Origin of the sequence: Vallitalea maricola (assembly GCF_036985595.1) — a bacterium.
Lineage (GTDB): Bacteria > Bacillota > Clostridia > Lachnospirales > Vallitaleaceae > Vallitalea > Vallitalea maricola.
On record NZ_BTPU01000016.1, the window covers coordinates 21,925 to 40,033 of the forward strand.

The window sequence follows — 18,109 nt, forward strand, 5'->3', positions numbered from 1 at the left end:
TCAGATATAATAACACAATAATTCCAAATATTTTGTAGAAATTTGTCTTGTAAATGATTATAGTCTTAAATTTTAATTATTAAAATGTAATTCTATTGTATAACATATTTTATTAAGTGTAATATCAATTTAGCTTATTATTAATAAGTTAAATTTTTTATCGAATTTAAAAACTAATTTGCAAAGGGCGGTATAGTAGACGACATTTTCTTACAAAACTATAGAAAAACTATTATTAAAAGGTCAAGTAAAAGCAGATTTGTAACTACTATTACTTGACCCTTGTATTATTTTATAATTTTGAATTTGATTTGATGAATTCTACTAATTCATCTATTTGAGTGTATGCTAAACAAGTAACTGTATCTGCTCCGCCATAATATATAGCGATTCTTCCTGTTTCACTATCAGTTAATGCTGCACATGGGAATACTACATTAGGAACATCCCCTACACACTCATATAACTCTCTTGGAGCTAATAAATAAGGCTCAGTTCTAGCAATTACTTTCCAAGGTTTTTCTAAATCAAGTAATGCTGCTCCGAAATGATATACATAGCCATTACAAGAAGTCAGTACTCCATGATATATTAGTAACCATCCTTCACTAGTTTCAATAGGTACTGGTCCTGCTCCAATTTTAGTACTTTGCCACCAACCTCTAGGTGCCATTACATGTCTATGTCTACCCCAGAATTCCAAGTCATTACTTTCACTATAGAATATATCTCCAAAAGGAGTATGTCCAGTATCACTTGGACGACTTAACATTGCAAAATTACCATCTATTTTTTTAGGAAAAAGAACTCCATTCCTATTAAAAGGTAAAAATGCATTTTCTAACTGATGAAATTCTTTGAAGTCATAAGTATATGCTATACCTATAGTTGGTCCGTGGAATCCATTACACCATGTTACATAGTATCTATCTTCTATCCATACCACTCTAGGATCGTAAGCATATTCAAATTCTTTTACTTGTTCAATATCGCAGTTAAATTTTATAGGTTCTTCGTTGATATCCCAATTAACTCCGTCTTTACTGAATCCTGCATGAATTCTCATTTCTCTTCTTTTATCATCACATCTAAAAACACCTGCAAAACCATCTTCAAATGGAACAACAGCACTATTAAAGATACTATTTGATGTTGGTAGATGATCTCTTTTTATTATTGGGTTCATATTAGAACGCCAAATCACTTCTTTACAATCAGCTGGTTTTTCTTCCCATGGAATGTTTTTTAATGGTTCACCAATAATCTTATATTTTCCCATTGATGTCTATCTCCTTTATTCTAATATAATTTTATCTTTTATAATCAAAGATGTAAGCATAATCAGACCGCTTATACCTGCACAAAGTATAATCGGTACATGAAATAAACCAATAAGAACAATTATCATGAGTGCTAAGCAAGTAAATGTTGTAAATAAATACTTATTACCTAAAACAAATGCTACCTTAAATAAAAGGTTAACTGGTTTATCATACATTGCCAATAAAGAAAATATATATATGCTTATAATCAATATTTCAATTAGCACCAACAATTGGACTGCAAAAAGAAACATTGTCATATATGTATTTCCAATTATACTTTGAAAAAAGGTGATATTATTGATATTAACATATATTATCGAAAATATTGATATAAGAGCAATCCAGACTATAGTAGATTTCTTGAAGTTTTTCTTAAAACCATAAAAGAACTCTTTAAAATTACAATTACCCTTATCTTCAGCTCTTCTCAACATAACATAGAATAGAGCTGTCGTGGATGCTCCACCTGTAATGCCTAATCCTAATATGGTGAACACTATCCATAGCAAATTCATATAAAATAAATCAATAATGGTTGTTCCTATTCTATAAAGCAAACTATCTATAGAAAATAATTTTCCCAATTCCAAGCACCTCTTTTCAAAGTATATTATTAGTATAAAAGGGGCTTTCAGCCCCTTTTAGTATTGAATTTATATCAATTCTTACTTATTTGCACGCCACTCATCATATTGTTTTTGAAGTTCTTCAATTACTTTATCTATTCCTGCTGCTTTTAATTTTTCTATAGCTTTTGGAACATATTCAGTAGGATCAACTACTCCTAAATAAATAGATGAATTTACTTCTTCTGCTACATTAGTAACAGCTGACATTGTAGTCTTAACTGATGATAAATCAGGAGTGAATCCTAATGATGGAGCATTGATACATGAGTTGTTAAATTCTTCGAATTTTTCCCATTTATCATCTGGAGTACCTTCTAATGAATATGTGTTGAATAAGTTACCGATAGAAAATCCTGGGAATGCATATGATTTTTTACCTTGCTCAGTCTTACTGATATGTTTATCATCAACTTTATTATAATGAGTTCCTTCAATACCATAATCAATTAAATTAACTACATACTCATCAGTATATAATAGATTCAAGAATTCCATTGCTTTTTCTGGATATTCAGATGTTACTGAAATACCTTGCATAGCACCACGAGTTGAACTATTATTTGCATAAGGCTCATGTACAGGCATAATTGCTATCTCTGACATACTGAAATCTCCATCATGCCATATCAATTCTGCATATGGTTGATAATGTGCTTTTGCAATAAAATAGTTTCCTGATTTATTATAATCTCCAACTGTATTAATTGCTGCATCTGGATGAATGAATCCTTTTTCATAATATCTGTGAATTGTCTTGAATATTTCCATTGCTTCTTCAGTTTCATATGTGTTAACAATCTTTGAATCATCATCAAATTTTATACCAAATGGTAAGTTAGCTCCTAAGAAATCATCTATATTAGGAATATATGGAGCACTTTGCTTGTCAAGTGTTAATGGTATTACATCTGGTTCATTATCTTTAATGATTTGTAAATATGGCTCTAAACTTTCTAAAGTAGTAATTTTACTAGTATCTATATCATATTTATCAGCTAGATCTTTATTGATAATCCACATTGCCTGCCATCCTAATTCTTTATTAGTAGGCAATCCATAGATTTTACCATCAATAGTTGCACCTTCTAAGAATAATGGATGTAGATTATCTCTAATACCTGTTCCATACTCGTTGATTAAATCATCAAGTGGAAGTAATGCACCCTTAGATACATTTGAAGCAAAGTCATTAGCCCAAGAACATGAAAACATTATGTCAAAGTTTTCTCCTGAAGCAATCTTAACTTGCATTTTTTGATTGTATTCAGCCCAGTCAAACATCTTGATGTCAACTGTAGCATTAATTTTTTCAAGTAAATATTTATTTAATTCTTCTTCAACAAGAGTTTCATCCTTTTGAGGTGTTCCAATTGTATACCAAGTCAGATTGACTGGCTTTTCTTTCTCTTTGTCTGAACCTGAATTAGTAGTATCTGCCTGATCTTTATCATCTTTCTTTTCTCCACACCCTACTAACATTGTTGATAAAGCAAGCATTAATGCTAAAACTAAAATTAAACTTTTTTTAAACATTATATTTCCTCCCTTTGAATTGAAATTTAATTCTATATTAAATTGCTGATAATAGCAAATAATACACTTATATTAACCTTTTACTGAACCTACCGTAAGTCCTTGTATAAAATACTTTTGGAAGAAAGGATATGCACAAGCTATTGGAATTGTTGATATAACAACAATTGCCATTCTCAATGTTTCAGAAGGTAGCTTGTTGATTTCTTGTTTACTCATACCCATTTCATTAGCGTTTTGAATAAGGAACTGCATTTGTTTTTCAATCTTCATCAATAAGTATTGAATAGGAGTTACTTTAGCAGAATCAATATATAATAATGCATTAAACCAATCATTCCAATATCCTAAAGTTGTAAATAAAGCAATCGTTGCAACAGAAGGTAATGATATAGGTAGTATTATCTTAAAGAATGTTCTAAATTCACCTGCACCATCAATTTGTGATGCTTCAATTATGGAATCTGGTACACTAGTTCTAAAGAATGTTCTCATAACTATAACATAAAAAGCATTTAGCGTTAATGGTAAGACAAGGGCCCATATAGTATTTTGAAGTTTAACTACCCTTGTTACAACTAGATAAGTTGGAACAAGTCCACCACTGAAAAGCATAGTAAAGAATGCCATGTAATTGAAGAAATTCTTATATCTAAAACACTTCCTAGATAATGCATAAGCATAGAACGCTGTAACTGTAACACTAATAATAGTACCAACTACTGTTATAAATACTGATACACCAAAAGATTTTATAATTTGTGTACCTGTCTTAAATATATATTCATAAGCAGCAAAATCAAATTTTGCTGGAAATAAAGAATATCCATTAACTCTTAGAACTGCTTCATCTGTCATAGATGACATTATAACTGTTATGAATGGCACAATACACATTAGTGAAAACAAACCAAAAAATATTGTTATAATTATATCTGATTTTCTAGAAATATCATGGAAACTTCTTTTTCTTTTATTTTTAGCCATTTTCTTCACCTCCACTAGAATATTGCGTTTTCTTTATCTACTTTTCTAACAATACCATTTGTAACCATAATCAATATGAATCCTACAAATGATTGAAATAGACCTGCTGCCGTACTCATACCTACATCACCAGACTTTATCAAACCTCTATATACATAGGTATCAATTACATTAGTTACAGGGAATAAAGGTCCTGATTCTTTTGGTACATTATAGAAAAGACCGAAATCAGCACTAAAGATTCTTCCAATAGCTAATATTGTCAGTGTAATGATCATTGGTTTTAAATGTGGTAAAGTAATATGTTTGATCTGCTGCCATTTTGTAGCTCCATCCAACATTGCAGATTCATAATATGCCTTATCTATACCACAAATTGCAGCTAAATAAAAGACTATACTATACCCAAGATTTTTCCAGTTATTAATAAATACTAATAGTAAAGGCCATTTTCCAGGCTCAGAATACCAAGATATCTTGTCCATACCTAAAGACACCAAGATATTATTAACTATTCCTTTATCCAAACTTAAAAAGGTATATACAAAATATGAAACAATTACCCAAGATAAGAAATATGGAAAAAACATGCTTGTCTGATATATTTTACTTAATTTTTTTCTAGTCATTTCATTAAGCATGATTGCAAATGCTACAGAAAGAATCGTCCCCGTAAGTATAAATACAGCATTATAACATATAGTATTTCTAACTATTATAAATGCATCACTGGAACTGAATAGAAACTTAAAATTATCAAAGCCGACCCAATCACTTTTTAATAAACTGTTAATGAAACCACCAGGAAAATATCTAAAATCTTTAAATGCAATAACAACTCCAAACATCGGCAAATATTTAAATACAATCAACCATATTGCCCCTGGTAAAATCATTAATAATAAAGCAAAATTTCTTTTGATGTTGCTCGTCATTCTAAAAGTAGTCTTGTTGTTAGTTAAAGCTTTCACTACCTTTATCACCTACCTGTCTTTATTTATCGCTAACGTATGTATATTATATAAGCTATCTTTAATATTCTCTAGTTTAAATTGTTTAGTTTTACTATAAAAATATCACTTTCTTAGTTATTATTATATATTTTACTATATCCACATATAAAATTATTTGGTTTTATAGCAAAAAGTTATCCGTTCATCAATATTAATCACTGTTTATATGCATAATACTCTTTGATTTGCAGATGTTATAGATATTACACAAATATTAGTTTTCACTACTATTTTTTTACTGCAACTATCACAAAACAACTATAAATTATTTATATTTACTAGATTTTTTTTATATACTTTTTTCTTAATTAGTTATATCTTACATTATTGATGGACTAAAAAGTAATTTCATATTATAATATAAACATACTCAACTAGAAATATTTATTTAAGATTGGATGTGTTTCAAAATTGATAAGATGGATATCAAGTATTAAAAACCAGCTTTTCAAAAAAATCATAACTTTTTACTCACTTATAGCAATAATTTTTCTTACATGTTTATCTTGTTTATCTATATATATAATTAATGATAATAAAACAAAAGAAATTAAGAATGCTAATTCAAGATTGATAGATGAAACCTATTATACTCTAACATCAAAATATAATACTTCTCAGAATATATTAAACAATCTTTATGTGAATAAATCTTATGCTGACTCTGTTTTAGCATTTTTAGAAATTGGTTATCCTGATTTTTATACTTATTCTTTGAATAGTTACTTCAAAAATAATATATCTCATTTCGCCAGACTGAATGCTTATCTGGAAATTTCATTATTACAAGACCGGGATATTGACAGCATAATGCTATATAGTATAAAAAGCGAATTCCTATATACATTTAATGATAATACGGAATCAAAATATTATAATAGTGATACAGAACTATTCAAGAGTTATAAGGAAGAATTAAGTATGTACCCCCTGACAGAAAAAGCAATATTTAAGACAAACTATTCTACTGATAGTGCTGAGGCTAGTACTTTCAGCTATATATTAACGATTCAGAATCCTATTTCATTAAGACCTGTAGGAAAAATAATAATTAATTATAACAGCAAGAATATTCATAATAGTATATTCAATAACTCAAACAGCATCAATCCTGGACATGTCAAAATACTCACTAGCAATAATAATGTAGTATTTGATTCAACTAATGAGTATAACCAAAACATTGATCCAAATATAATTAAATATTCGAACCATAATTATCGTTTAGTTGATTCTACCTATGTAAAATCAATTCAGAATACAGATGCGGATATAGTTATTCTAGGTGTCATACCAAAAAGAATCATTCAAAATTATGTAAGACCTACTATTTTGTTAATTTTATTGGTTACAATAGTATGTATAGTAGCTATTATCGGTTTATCTATTTTATTTACTGCATCATATTCCAATCGTTTGCATAACATAACATCAGCAATAAAAAAAGTACGTAATGGTGATTTATCCGTACGTATCAAGACAAGAAATAAAAAAGATGAATTAACAGCTATTTCCAATAATTTTAATAGTATGTGCGACGATCTAAATGATTATATTGAAAAAGTATACGTTTATCAGGTTAAACAGAAAAGTGCTGAATTAAAATCTCTGCAAGCCCAAATAAATCCTCACTTTTTATATAATACATTAGAATCTATTAGAATGAGGGCCGCCGTCAGCGGTGCAAAAGATGTATGCGAAATGATATATATCTTAGCTACATTTTTCAGAAATTCATTAAAAACCGAAACTATAACTACTATTGAAAAAGAACTTGAACACAGCCAATTATATTTAAAATTATTTCAAATCAGATATAACAATAAATTAACTGTAAACCTTAATGTTAATGAATCCATGTTATCTTACAGCATAGTTAAACTATCATTGCAACCTATAGTAGAGAATTATATTGTTCATGGAATAAATTTAGACGCATCAAATAATAGTATTACCATTAATAGTTATTTTGAAGATAATGATATCTATATTGAAATAGAAGATAATGGATGTGGGATAGAAGAAAGTACTTTAAATAATATTAAGTTAGCTCTTGAGAATAAAGTAAAACCTACTAGTATAGGAATATATAATGTTCATGAAAGATTACGGATAGTATATGGTGATTCTTATGGACTAAAAATATCCTCACAAAAAAATGTTGGAACTAAGGTGACAATTCATATACCTGCAAAGAAGAAGGGAGATTTATAAAATGTATAATGTTTTATTAGTTGATGATGAACCTTTCATTGTTGACGGACTTGAAGTATTAATAGATTGGGCTAAGTTAAATTTAATAGTTGTTGGTAAAGCTTATAATGGAAGAGATGCTCTTGATTTCATGAAATTTACTCATGTTGATATTCTGATAACTGACATAAAAATGCCTAAAATGCAAGGTCTAGAACTTATATCAGAAGCAAAAATCCTTAATCCTAATTGTAAATGTTTAATACTAAGTGGATACAATGACTTTGAATACGTTAAGGAAGGTATCAAGCTAGGAATAGAAAACTATCTAACAAAGCCGGTTAATACCGAAGAGTTGACTGCTACTCTGGAAGAGACAGTTAAAAGTCTTGATCTGGCAACATCTAAGGTTATTTTTACACCTGATAATAGTGAATGGCATATATTAAGAGGTAATATCTTATCTAGATGGGTAAATGATTCTATCACTTCAGAAGAACTTCAAAATAGATCAGATATGCTGCAAATCATTACAGATAGTTCCTGCTATAGTGTGGCAATAATTAATATTACATTAGACAGCAGTGTAAACTCTCAAGTATCCAAGATTTATAACATTTGTTATAATTATATAAAATCCGATGGTAAAATAATGTCCTTTGAAGATATGTATGGTAATTTTGTTTTGATATTCACCCATGAACAATATGATGATAGAGATTCTTATATCCTCAATATACTAGATAAAATATATGATAATATAACTTCTCTTAATGTAAAAGTACATATAACTCTAGGACCAACAGTTATATCTTATAAAGAGCTTTCTAAAAGTTATAAAACAGCAAGAAAACTTTTCGAGTACTTTCTGATATACCCAAATAAAAAGGTTATATGTAATGACTTACTAGATGATAGTAAAATAAAAGTAGAAAATCTAATATCTATAGACCATAATTTTATAGCATCTTCATTGGTATCTAAGAACAAAGAAGAATTATTTAACTATATAGACAAACTATTTGATGAAATTATCAATATACCTGGAATAACTCCAGAACATCTGAAAATGATTGTTGTAAAAATCTTATTAACATTATATAAATCTATGAGCAGTCAATTTGTTCTATTTCAAAATGAAATTATAAATCATCAATCAAACTTACTATCTACTATACACAACATACATGACTTAAAAATACTTAAAGAAACTTTAAAAGATTTATTCACCTATATAATAGATAAACTAAATGAGAAAGAAACCTCAACTAGTCCAGTAGTATATCAGGTATTAAAATATATTCATAAAAATTACAGCAAAGAGCTTTCTTTAAAAACTCTAAGTTTCCAGTTCAATATTAATACAACTTACTTGGGACAGTTATTCAAAAAAGAAACTGGTGTGTCATTTCCTAATTACTTGAATAATTATAGAATCGACAGAGCTAAGGAATATCTGCTGGAAAGTAATCTAAAAACAGCTCAGATTGCTAAAAAAGTTGGTTATATGGATCCTAATTATTTTTATAGAATATTCAAGAAATATACTGGTGTCTCTCCTACCGATTACAAATCATTAAAATAACTATCATCAAAAAAAGGGAACTGTTTTAAAAACAGCTCCTTTTTTTGAATCAACTATTTCAATATTAATTTGAATGTTTTAATTTCATATGGTTTAATTTCAAACTGGAATTCTCCATTTGCGGTTTCTATATTGTTTAATACTTTTCTTTCTTCTAAATCACACTCTACAACTTCTTTCAGTTCTTTAAAGAATGTAAGCTTAGCATTAGTTCTTCTATTATAGCATTCATGTACACGAATTATAATATCATCACTATATTCTCCTTGCTTAACTACTTCAGCTATAACATTTTCACTATCAATATTTACAAAAGATAGTTCCTTAGGCATTGTTCCCTGATTTGAACCAACTATACTAGTGTGTACTGGTACGTTGACTTCATATGCTTTCTTAACAGTGCCTCCATCTTTCCAATCACCAACGTGAGGATATAATGAATACTTGAAGTTATGAACTTCTCTATCAGCATCTTCATTAGGTACAGTTGCTGATTTTAATAATGTCAATCTAATATTACCATCTTTTATATCATGACCATACTTACAATCATTCAATAAACTTATACCATAATTATCTTCTGACAAGTCAGCCCACTTATGACCACACACCTCAAATTTTGCAGTATCCCAGCTTGTATTCCAATGTGTAGGTCTTTCAACATTACCAAACTGAATATCATAAGTAGCTTTATCTGTATGGATATCTACAGGGAATGCTGCTTTTACAAGTATATGTTTTTCTTTCCAATCGATAGTAGTATCAAAATCAATTCTTGGAACGTTATGATATATAGTCATTAATTGAGTTATAGTTGAATCCAAGAAATTCTTTTTAATCTCTAAAGTTGCTTTTAGTGAAGTTTTCTCTACCACTTCTATACTCTCTACATCATCTATTTCCCACATTTTTTCTTGATAATAGATATTAATATCCCATGCATCCCAGTTATGAGGTTTATCTTCAAATGCTTGAAGAACATTACCTCTTTCACCTTCCTTTAATACCTGTCTGTTAACTCTCTTATCCAATAGTGAAATAATATGTCCCTTGTCATCTAATCTAATATCATAGAACTCATTTTCTAAATGAGCTTTATCAGCTATCAATTCATTAGAAGATTCATTTGCTTCTTTTCTAATACTGAATGTTTTATAACCTTTAGCTGGTACATTTGCATAGAAAGAAATAGTACCATTATTATAAGCAGTTAAAAGTTTTTCATCGCCATCATATACACATATCTCTTCTGGGTATTCAAAATCGATTATTTCTGCTCTATCAAATGATAATGGATTAAATACTACAACTGATTCTTCATCAATATCAATATTTTTAGTGATAGCATCTATAGAAATATCTTTTATTTCATTACCCTTAGCTATTATCTCTTCATATTGTTCTTTTGAATCATCATATACTTTTTTGATTGATGAACCTGGTATAATATCATGGAATTGATTAAGGCATATAGTTTCCCAACCATTATATATATCTTCTTTTGGATAAGGTACTCCATCAACCAAATTAGCCATAGATGATAACCACTCAATACCTTCATATAAAAATTCAGATTTTCTATTGTAACGTTTATTTCTTGCCATACTAGTCAATGTTCCTCTATGGTATTCAAAATATAATTCTCCTACCCAGCGAGGTAATTTGTTATTGTCTGAAACATTTTCATCTAGTGTCTCAAAGAAATCTGTTGCTGTAGTTAACTTGACAGCAGGACAACCTTTTACACCTTTTTCAAGACGCTTTGATATCTCTAACATATCTTTAGTTGGTCCACCACCACCATCGCCGAAACCATAGCTTATTAATACTTCATCGCTTAAATCTTTTTGTTGATATCTTTCCCAAGCTCCTTTAACAGATTTTGGATCAATATAACCATTATAAGTTGTAAAGAATCTTTCTGGAAGATCATCAAAATTAGCTGTAGTAATGAAATGTGTCAATATCTTAGTACCGTCAAGACCTTCCCATTCAAAAGTATCATAAGGTAATTTATTGTATTCATTCCAGCTAATCTTTGTTGTCATAAAATAGTCTACAGAAGATTTTTTCAATATCTGTGGTAAAGCTGCACTATAACCGAACACATCTGGCAACCATAGAATTTTATTCTCCACACCAAATTCATTTCTAAAGAACTGCTTACCATAAACAACTTGACGAACTAGAGATTCACCTGAGCTTAGGTTACAGTCAGCTTCAACCCACATAGCACCTTCAGGTTCCCAACGTCCTTCTTTAATACGCTCTTTAATTTGTTCATATAAATCAGGTCTATCTTCTTTTAAGAATTTATATAATTGTGGCTGACTAGACATGAATATATAATCATCATAATGATTCATAAGTTCTAAAACTGTTGAAAAACTTCTTTGAACTTTTAGTCTAGTTTGATCTAGATCCCATAGCCACGCTACGTCAATGTGTGTATGTCCAACACATTTTACAACTACACTCTTATCTCCACAGAATTCATGATAATATTTGTCTTCAAGATAATCCAATGCTTCATTTATACTTGTATAGAATTCTTTATTATATGGTTTTCTTAAGTCAATTTTGTTAACTGCATTAGTTAAAAACTTTATTGTATCTATTCTATCTTTGTTTTCCTTAGGAAGTAATTTTATCACTTCTAGAGGTACATATATATCATAGTATAATTTTTCTACAGTATCATCAAATATACTAACAACATTTCTACATTCTGATAAGCTATCAATTGTTCCACTATATGCTTGAAGATCAACAACAAATTTTTCACCTGCAACAGCCTTATTAGTTAAAACTATTTCAGTATGATTAATATCAAGTCCCTGTACTAATTTACCATTAACAAAGATAATGAATTGTGGGTTATTAGCATCCCATTCACCTTCTTTACCTGTAAGTACCTGAAAAACTAATTTCTTGTTTGCATATTCTTCTGTTACTTCAAATTCTCCTCTAAACCAAGCATATTTATCTTTGCCGCCCCATCTGTCATCTTTATTAAATGTTTCCCAAGGCTTAGTAGATTCATCTGCTTCACTTCTTTCTTTATAGAAGCCTTCTTTCATCTGAATATTTTCAAGGGTATGTTTTTTCACATATCTCAATTCCTTGAGTTCTTCTAACAACTTACCTATTCTTTCAATTTCAAAAAACATATTGTGACCTCCTTATAATAGTTAATTTATATTTTAAATTAATTAATATTTACAAAATCAAAGAGCAATTATCATACAAAGGAATACCATTCATCCAACCAAGGCTCGTTTCCATATTTTAATTGTATTTGATTCTTTAAATCAGTTATTATGCTTTCAGCCAATACATATTGACTATATTCATCAAGTTCTTTATCTACCTGTAATGGAATACTGTTATTTATAATATTCTTACCTAATTCCTTGATTTTATTTTCATTTCTATTGCCAAATTCAGTTTGCTTCAAATAGTAAAACAGCCATTTATCGTGGGGATAAGTTTTCTCATCTATCAAGTAGCTTAGTTGACATATCAGCCTAATTATTTTTGAACAATGAAGAATTACAGATAACTCATCACCTCTTTTTAATGGATGCCTTAACCAATCTAGAGTTAATTGTAAGCTTAAATATTTTTCCTTTATATCAGTTATCATATCTTGAAATACATAATTATTATATTCCTCTACTATTCCACTGAATCTATTTAACTCATCATGGAGTATAATTATATTAGTGTATTCCCATATCTGTGGATAATTCTTCTCCTTAAAATATCCTATCAGATCATCATATGACTCAAGATTGTAATGTCCAATCCATTCAGGCAATGGTAAAAAGATTCCATCTTCTCTTGATATTAATCCTTCGTCATAATAATCCTTCACTATTCTATCTAATATATTCTTGTCACAGAAAAACACCAAGTCTATATCAGAATACTGATCAGAATTACCTCTAGCAGTACTTCCTTTGAGAACAAGTGCTAATTCATACCAATACTTACTTAGAATATGATGTTTTGATAACTCATTACAATAGTATTTCGCTTTTTCAAGAAGTTCACTACTTCTATAATTCAAAATACATCCCCCCTAGTGAAAAAAATATTCTCCAATATAAGAAAGACACTTATATATGCCTTTATTATATTTGGAGAATGCTATCAATAAAATATTTATATTAGACTATTATTTAATATTTTCGGACATTTTGAAATTGGGTCATAAGATATTCTTAAGTCAATCCCACAAGTATATTGATACCCACTATTATACTGACTATAGAACAAACTGTAGTCAATATTATAATAGCCGCTGCCAATTGACTATCATTATCCATAGCATCAGACATTGCAAAACTACTAATTGCTGTAGGTGAAGCAAAAGCAATCAATATTATACCTAAGCTGTCACCTCTAAAACCTAAATAATAAGCTATTGTAAGCATTATTATAGGATTTACAATAATCTTTAGGAAAGTAACAATCAAAGCATAATTGAAGTTATCTTTAACCTTATCCCAAGAAAAGAATGCACCTATACAAATCAATGATAAAGGTAATGTTAATTGTCCAGTATATTCAATTGTGTTATGTATAAATGTGGGTATTTGTAAACGTAATGAAGCAAATATTAATCCAATAAATATAGAAATAATCAATGGATTTTTAGCTAGATTAATTAATGTCATCTGGACATTATTCTGAGATTCTTCTTTGGGCATAAAAATAGTAAGAGCTATAACAGCCATGATATTGTAAATTGGTACTAAAAAAGCTGTTAATAAAGCAGCTTTTGCCAAAGCTACTTCTCCAAATAAATTCAATATTAATGAATATCCTATTATAACAAAATTAGTTCTTACTATGCCTTGTACAAAAGGTCCTCGTGCTCTGAAATCACGTACAATCTTTCCTGCTAATAGAATTGAAAGCAAAAAAAGAATTATATTGGTAATTGATAAAAATAATATTAAATTAACTATTTCGGAACTGAATAATTCTTCTGTATTGACTCCGCTGACACTTTGAAATATCATACATGGCAGACTTACTTTAAATACAATTTTAGTAGCTTTTTTTACAAATTCATCATTTATCAATTTTAATCTTTTTAATATATAACCTATCAATATCACTAAAAAAATAGGTAGTACACCATTAATGGTAAATATTATGTTATCCAATTTATTTCTCCTTACAACTAAAATCCAATCAGAAATTTATTATATTAATCCTAAATATTCCAGGAGGATACCCTTCTTCTCTTTTAAAAAACTGGCTGAAATAATACTCACTGGAAAAACCTAATTGTTCTGAGATTTCTTTTACAAGTAAGTCAGTATTCTTAAGTAAATCTTTAGCCTTTTTCAGTTTTATTTTGTTAATATATTGTTTAGTAGATAAATCTGTTTTCTTTTTTATTATTCTATTTATCTGTTTTTCACTTAGATACATATAATCAGCTATATCCTTAGCGCTGACTTTATTACCAATGTTGTCAAATATATACTGGGTTATTTGAGTAAATCGATAATCATCTTTTTTATGTTTTACTGGAACTTCATAATTATACTCTTTATTCCTACTTATCACTTGAACTGATGATATCATAATCAAGAGAATATAAAGTTGTATTTGATTATAGTAACCTATCTTCTCATAATATGCACAAGATAGCACTTTTTCAAATAAATTAATGATACCGTTATAGTCATTATAGGCTTTACACTTATTATCATTAAGGAATTTGTATATTATTAAATCTTCAATGTTATTTTCATTATTTAATGAAACATGACAATTCATACAGTATTCTACATATTTGTTACCATCAACGTTGGTCTGTTCATGGTACTCACCAGGTTTAGTTATATAAAATTCACCTTTACCTATTTTAAATTCATATGTGTCCATTTTTACTATTGACATCCCATCTGCAACAAAATGAAATTCATAAGCAGAATGAGTATGCCTAGCAATATTCCATTGACCTTCAACAGTCATAACTCTAAACCAAAACATTTCAATGTCAAAAGAACCCTTAGAAAACTTCAAGTTTAATTGAGATAATTTTTTTGATGCTTTGGCAATATCGAATTTCATGATATAACCTCCTAGTTTCTACATTAATATAAAGTAAATAACTCAACTTTCCCACTTCAATATATTATACAGGTAAGCTAATTATATTTCCTTGCTTCTAACAATATTATTAGCTATTGGTCTAAATTTCTTATCTCTCCATTTGTCTTCATTTGATCTAATAATCAAATATGAAATTGCTAAGAGAGCAAAACCACATATAACAGCTATTATCTCTACATTCTGCAAATGAAATGCATAAGATATTAAGTAACCTACTCCTAAACCAACAAATAAAAATATTAGTGGTACAGTATACATGATTAATACAGCTTTTAGAAAATTACTTTGTTCTAAGGAAATTTCTACTTCGTCTCCTTCTTTTGCATTACATATATTTTCAGCTTCAATAATCATATCTTTTGTCTCAAAACCTGCTGTACACGCTCTACACTTAGCACATGCTTCTCTTCTTTCAAGCTTTACTGTTACGTATTTTCCTGTTTCTTTTATAACAATGCCTGTTTCTGCCATAATTTCACCTCTCTAAATATTATCTGATATATATAGCAAAAAATAAAAATCCATTTACTTTATAGTATCAAAATGTTTACTATAAGTCTATGGATTTTTTTGTATTGCATATATTATTTATTTTTCATATATTATATTTCAGTTGAAACTTCTTTTAATGCTAATATATTTTCTAATGGTACATCACTTTGCAATGCCTCATGACTTGGAGATACAACAAATCCATCCCCAAATATCTTCTTAAGTCTTTTTACTTCATTAATGATATCATCTGGCGAAGCATTAGGTAATAAATCTTGAGTATCTACACCACCTACAAAAATTATATCGTCCTTATACTTAGCTAACTCTTCTGCTGACATGCCTTTCGCTTTTGCTTGAAGTGGGTGTAAAGCATCCATTCCTGTACTAATCAAATCTGGTATTACCTTATATATGGAACCACATGAATGAAGCATTACCTTTAGATCATATTCTTTTCCTAGGCTAACTAATTTCTTAAAAGAAGGAAGAACAAATGTCCTGAACATATCCGGACTTATCAATAAGTCTAATTGACTTCCAAAATCATTGCCGAAAAAGAAACCAAAAAGTATGTCTTTACCTTTACATGCTTCAAATATTCTTTTATTTGCCTCCAAGTAAAAATTAACTATTCTATCTGTTACTGCTTCAACTACTTCTGGCTCTGTATACATTTTTATAAAATAATTTTCCATTCCAAAGAAGTCACATACTAAATGAAAAAACGGTGACCACATACCACCAAATACTGCTAAACCTTTTTCATTAGCTCTTGTAATAATCTTAATATATTCATCTACATCAAGATATTTTGGATCCGGCCAAGGAATCTTATCTACATCTTCCAACTTGATATCAGCATATTTTCCGCCTTCACTTAATGTTTCTCTATGACCTATAACTGCTTCAAACATTCCTTCTCCACTAGGATGTTTCCATGCCATCCCTGCTGGAAGCCACACAAAATCATCATTGAATTTCTCACTCAACAAGATTTGATCACCTGTAGGTATTCCAAAATATTCACAAACCGTTTTCTCAGTTTCTATAGTTGGATTACCCTTCCAAAATGGATTTCTATCAGTCTTCTCTCTATTAAAAGTTGCCCTTATACGCTCTTTCCCTGTCATTTTAATCCTCCTAATAATATATCTATTATAAGTAGTATAGATTATAAAAATACTCTTTCATATAGGTAAAACTAATGTAATGTTAAACAAAATTCAGATTGGATTGATTATATCTATTGACTTATATTTTTAAACAATCTATACTTTTTCTATGGTAATAAAAAAGAGGTGAATAACTTGGATAAAATGATAAGCCATACAAAGATACTTAATCAAGTATTCGGAAGTGTTAAACCAAATTTTATCAATGGCGGTTATACTGTATGTAATCATTTATGGTTTAGTAATAATTATTTATTTGAGTATGATAGTATAGGAATAGTATTAGACGGAAGTATATGGTTAAAATACGATGATATAGATTTTGTTGTAGACAAAGGTGAATTATATTATTTTCCAGGAAATACAATACAGTCTTTTAAGATTCATAACTGTAAAAAGGCAATCAAGTATTGGTGTCACTTCACTGCTCAAATTGGAGAAAACTCTTTATTTGATATGGTCGAATATCCCACTAAGATCAAATGTAAAGATGTACATAAAGTTATTAACATCTTTAAAGAAATGCTCAAAACATACCATAACGAATATATAGGAAATTCTTTTTATTATAATTCCAAATTATATGAACTTATACATGAATATATATATACAGCTGGAAACCAGATAACTTTAAAGAAAAATCAACTATCTCAAGATATGTATACCATTAACGAATATATTGAAAAACATATCAGCAAGAACATAACAGTAAAAGAATTAGCTGATCTGGCAGGTTTTAGCACCAATTATTTTATTGAGATATTCAAGAAATATTTTAACTTGACTCCCCTTCAATATATAATCAATAAAAAAATAGTTCTGGCAAAATCATTATTAACCTGCACAAATATGTCAATAAAAGAAATAAGTATACATCTAGGTTTTTCTAGTCAAAATTATTTTTCAGAAATATTCAAAGCACAGACTAACTTTTCCCCATCCATTTATAGAAAATTGCAGATATAAAAAGAAAGGTGCTGTCACATTCTATGGTAACCCATAATGTTACCATAAATGTAAGACAGCACTTTAAAAATAT

General features: G+C 28.8%; 14 protein-coding genes. 3 read left to right on the forward strand and 11 right to left on the reverse strand.

Features of this window, described 5'->3' with window-relative positions:
* Positions 1-292: 292 nt before the first annotated feature.
* The 5 genes from AACQ14_RS05410 to AACQ14_RS05430 form a co-directional block, all read right to left on the reverse strand.
* Positions 293-1,279 (reverse strand): glycoside hydrolase family 130 protein, encoded by a 987-nt coding sequence (locus AACQ14_RS05410; protein WP_339362557.1) that lies wholly within the window; start codon positions 1,277-1,279, stop codon positions 293-295.
* A gap of 15 nt (positions 1,280-1,294) precedes the next feature.
* A complete protein-coding gene (locus tag AACQ14_RS05415; protein ID WP_339362558.1) occupies positions 1,295-1,909 on the reverse strand; it encodes a YesL family protein in 615 nt (204 codons plus the stop codon).
* 81 nt (positions 1,910-1,990) lie between these two features.
* The gene (locus tag AACQ14_RS05420; protein ID WP_339362559.1) at positions 1,991-3,487 is read right to left on the reverse strand and encodes an ABC transporter substrate-binding protein; all 1,497 of its coding nucleotides are present in this window, start codon (positions 3,485-3,487) and stop codon (positions 1,991-1,993) included.
* Between the two features lie 72 nt (positions 3,488-3,559).
* Entirely contained in the window at positions 3,560-4,474 is a 915-nt protein-coding gene (locus tag AACQ14_RS05425) for a carbohydrate ABC transporter permease (protein ID WP_339362560.1), read from the reverse strand.
* A 14-nt stretch (positions 4,475-4,488) separates the two neighbouring features.
* Positions 4,489-5,409 carry an ABC transporter permease gene (locus tag AACQ14_RS05430; protein WP_339362570.1) on the reverse strand — a complete coding sequence of 307 codons (921 nt, stop codon included), beginning with the start codon at positions 5,407-5,409 and terminating at the stop codon, positions 4,489-4,491.
* 489 nt (positions 5,410-5,898) lie between these two features.
* Between AACQ14_RS05430 and AACQ14_RS05435 the strand changes: the two genes are divergently transcribed.
* A complete protein-coding gene (locus AACQ14_RS05435; RefSeq protein ID WP_339362561.1) occupies positions 5,899-7,701 on the forward strand; it encodes a sensor histidine kinase in 1,803 nt (600 codons plus the stop codon).
* Position 7,702: 1 nt separating this feature from the next.
* Entirely contained in the window at positions 7,703-9,265 is a 1,563-nt protein-coding gene (locus AACQ14_RS05440) for a response regulator transcription factor (RefSeq protein WP_339362562.1), read from the forward strand.
* A 53-nt stretch (positions 9,266-9,318) separates the two neighbouring features.
* On the opposite strand, the gene AACQ14_RS05445 is transcribed toward AACQ14_RS05440, so the two are convergent.
* The 6 genes from AACQ14_RS05445 to AACQ14_RS05470 form a co-directional block, all read right to left on the reverse strand.
* A complete protein-coding gene (locus AACQ14_RS05445; protein ID WP_339362563.1) occupies positions 9,319-12,435 on the reverse strand; it encodes an alpha-mannosidase in 3,117 nt (1,038 codons plus the stop codon).
* A gap of 71 nt (positions 12,436-12,506) precedes the next feature.
* The gene (locus AACQ14_RS05450; protein WP_339362564.1) at positions 12,507-13,337 is read right to left on the reverse strand and encodes a nucleotidyltransferase domain-containing protein; all 831 of its coding nucleotides are present in this window, start codon (positions 13,335-13,337) and stop codon (positions 12,507-12,509) included.
* 154 nt (positions 13,338-13,491) lie between these two features.
* A complete protein-coding gene (locus tag AACQ14_RS05455; RefSeq protein WP_339362565.1) occupies positions 13,492-14,442 on the reverse strand; it encodes an AEC family transporter in 951 nt (316 codons plus the stop codon).
* Between the two features lie 28 nt (positions 14,443-14,470).
* The gene (locus AACQ14_RS05460) at positions 14,471-15,361 is read right to left on the reverse strand and encodes an AraC family transcriptional regulator (RefSeq protein ID WP_339362566.1); all 891 of its coding nucleotides are present in this window, start codon (positions 15,359-15,361) and stop codon (positions 14,471-14,473) included.
* A gap of 81 nt (positions 15,362-15,442) precedes the next feature.
* Positions 15,443-15,874, reverse strand: a complete 432-nt coding sequence (locus AACQ14_RS05465; RefSeq protein ID WP_339362567.1) for a SoxR reducing system RseC family protein — start codon at positions 15,872-15,874, stop codon at positions 15,443-15,445.
* Between the two features lie 131 nt (positions 15,875-16,005).
* Positions 16,006-17,028 (reverse strand): uroporphyrinogen decarboxylase family protein, encoded by a 1,023-nt coding sequence (locus tag AACQ14_RS05470; protein ID WP_339362568.1) that lies wholly within the window; start codon positions 17,026-17,028, stop codon positions 16,006-16,008.
* A gap of 186 nt (positions 17,029-17,214) precedes the next feature.
* Between AACQ14_RS05470 and AACQ14_RS05475 the strand changes: the two genes are divergently transcribed.
* Positions 17,215-18,036, forward strand: a complete 822-nt coding sequence (locus AACQ14_RS05475) for an AraC family transcriptional regulator (RefSeq protein WP_339362571.1) — start codon at positions 17,215-17,217, stop codon at positions 18,034-18,036.
* Positions 18,037-18,109: the final 73 nt, after the last annotated feature.

Bases quoted from the DNA above. Each gene is read 5' to 3' on its own strand.
- AACQ14_RS05410 (WP_339362557.1), bottom strand. From the start codon at position 1,279: ATGGGAAAATATAAGATTATTGGTGAACCATTAAAAAACATTCCATGG.
- AACQ14_RS05420 (WP_339362559.1), bottom strand. From the start codon at position 3,487: ATGTTTAAAAAAAGTTTAATTTTAGTTTTAGCATTAATGCTTGCTTTA.
- AACQ14_RS05425 (WP_339362560.1), bottom strand. From the start codon at position 4,474: ATGGCTAAAAATAAAAGAAAAAGAAGTTTCCATGATATTTCTAGAAAA.
- AACQ14_RS05430 (WP_339362570.1), bottom strand. From the start codon at position 5,409: ATGACGAGCAACATCAAAAGAAATTTTGCTTTATTATTAATGATTTTA.
- AACQ14_RS05440 (WP_339362562.1), top strand. From the start codon at position 7,703: ATGTATAATGTTTTATTAGTTGATGATGAACCTTTCATTGTTGACGGA.
- AACQ14_RS05445 (WP_339362563.1), bottom strand. From the start codon at position 12,435: ATGTTTTTTGAAATTGAAAGAATAGGTAAGTTGTTAGAAGAACTCAAG.
- AACQ14_RS05460 (WP_339362566.1), bottom strand. From the start codon at position 15,361: ATGAAATTCGATATTGCCAAAGCATCAAAAAAATTATCTCAATTAAAC.
- AACQ14_RS05465 (WP_339362567.1), bottom strand. From the start codon at position 15,874: ATGGCAGAAACAGGCATTGTTATAAAAGAAACAGGAAAATACGTAACA.
- AACQ14_RS05470 (WP_339362568.1), bottom strand. From the start codon at position 17,028: ATGACAGGGAAAGAGCGTATAAGGGCAACTTTTAATAGAGAGAAGACT.
- AACQ14_RS05475 (WP_339362571.1), top strand. From the start codon at position 17,215: ATGATAAGCCATACAAAGATACTTAATCAAGTATTCGGAAGTGTTAAA.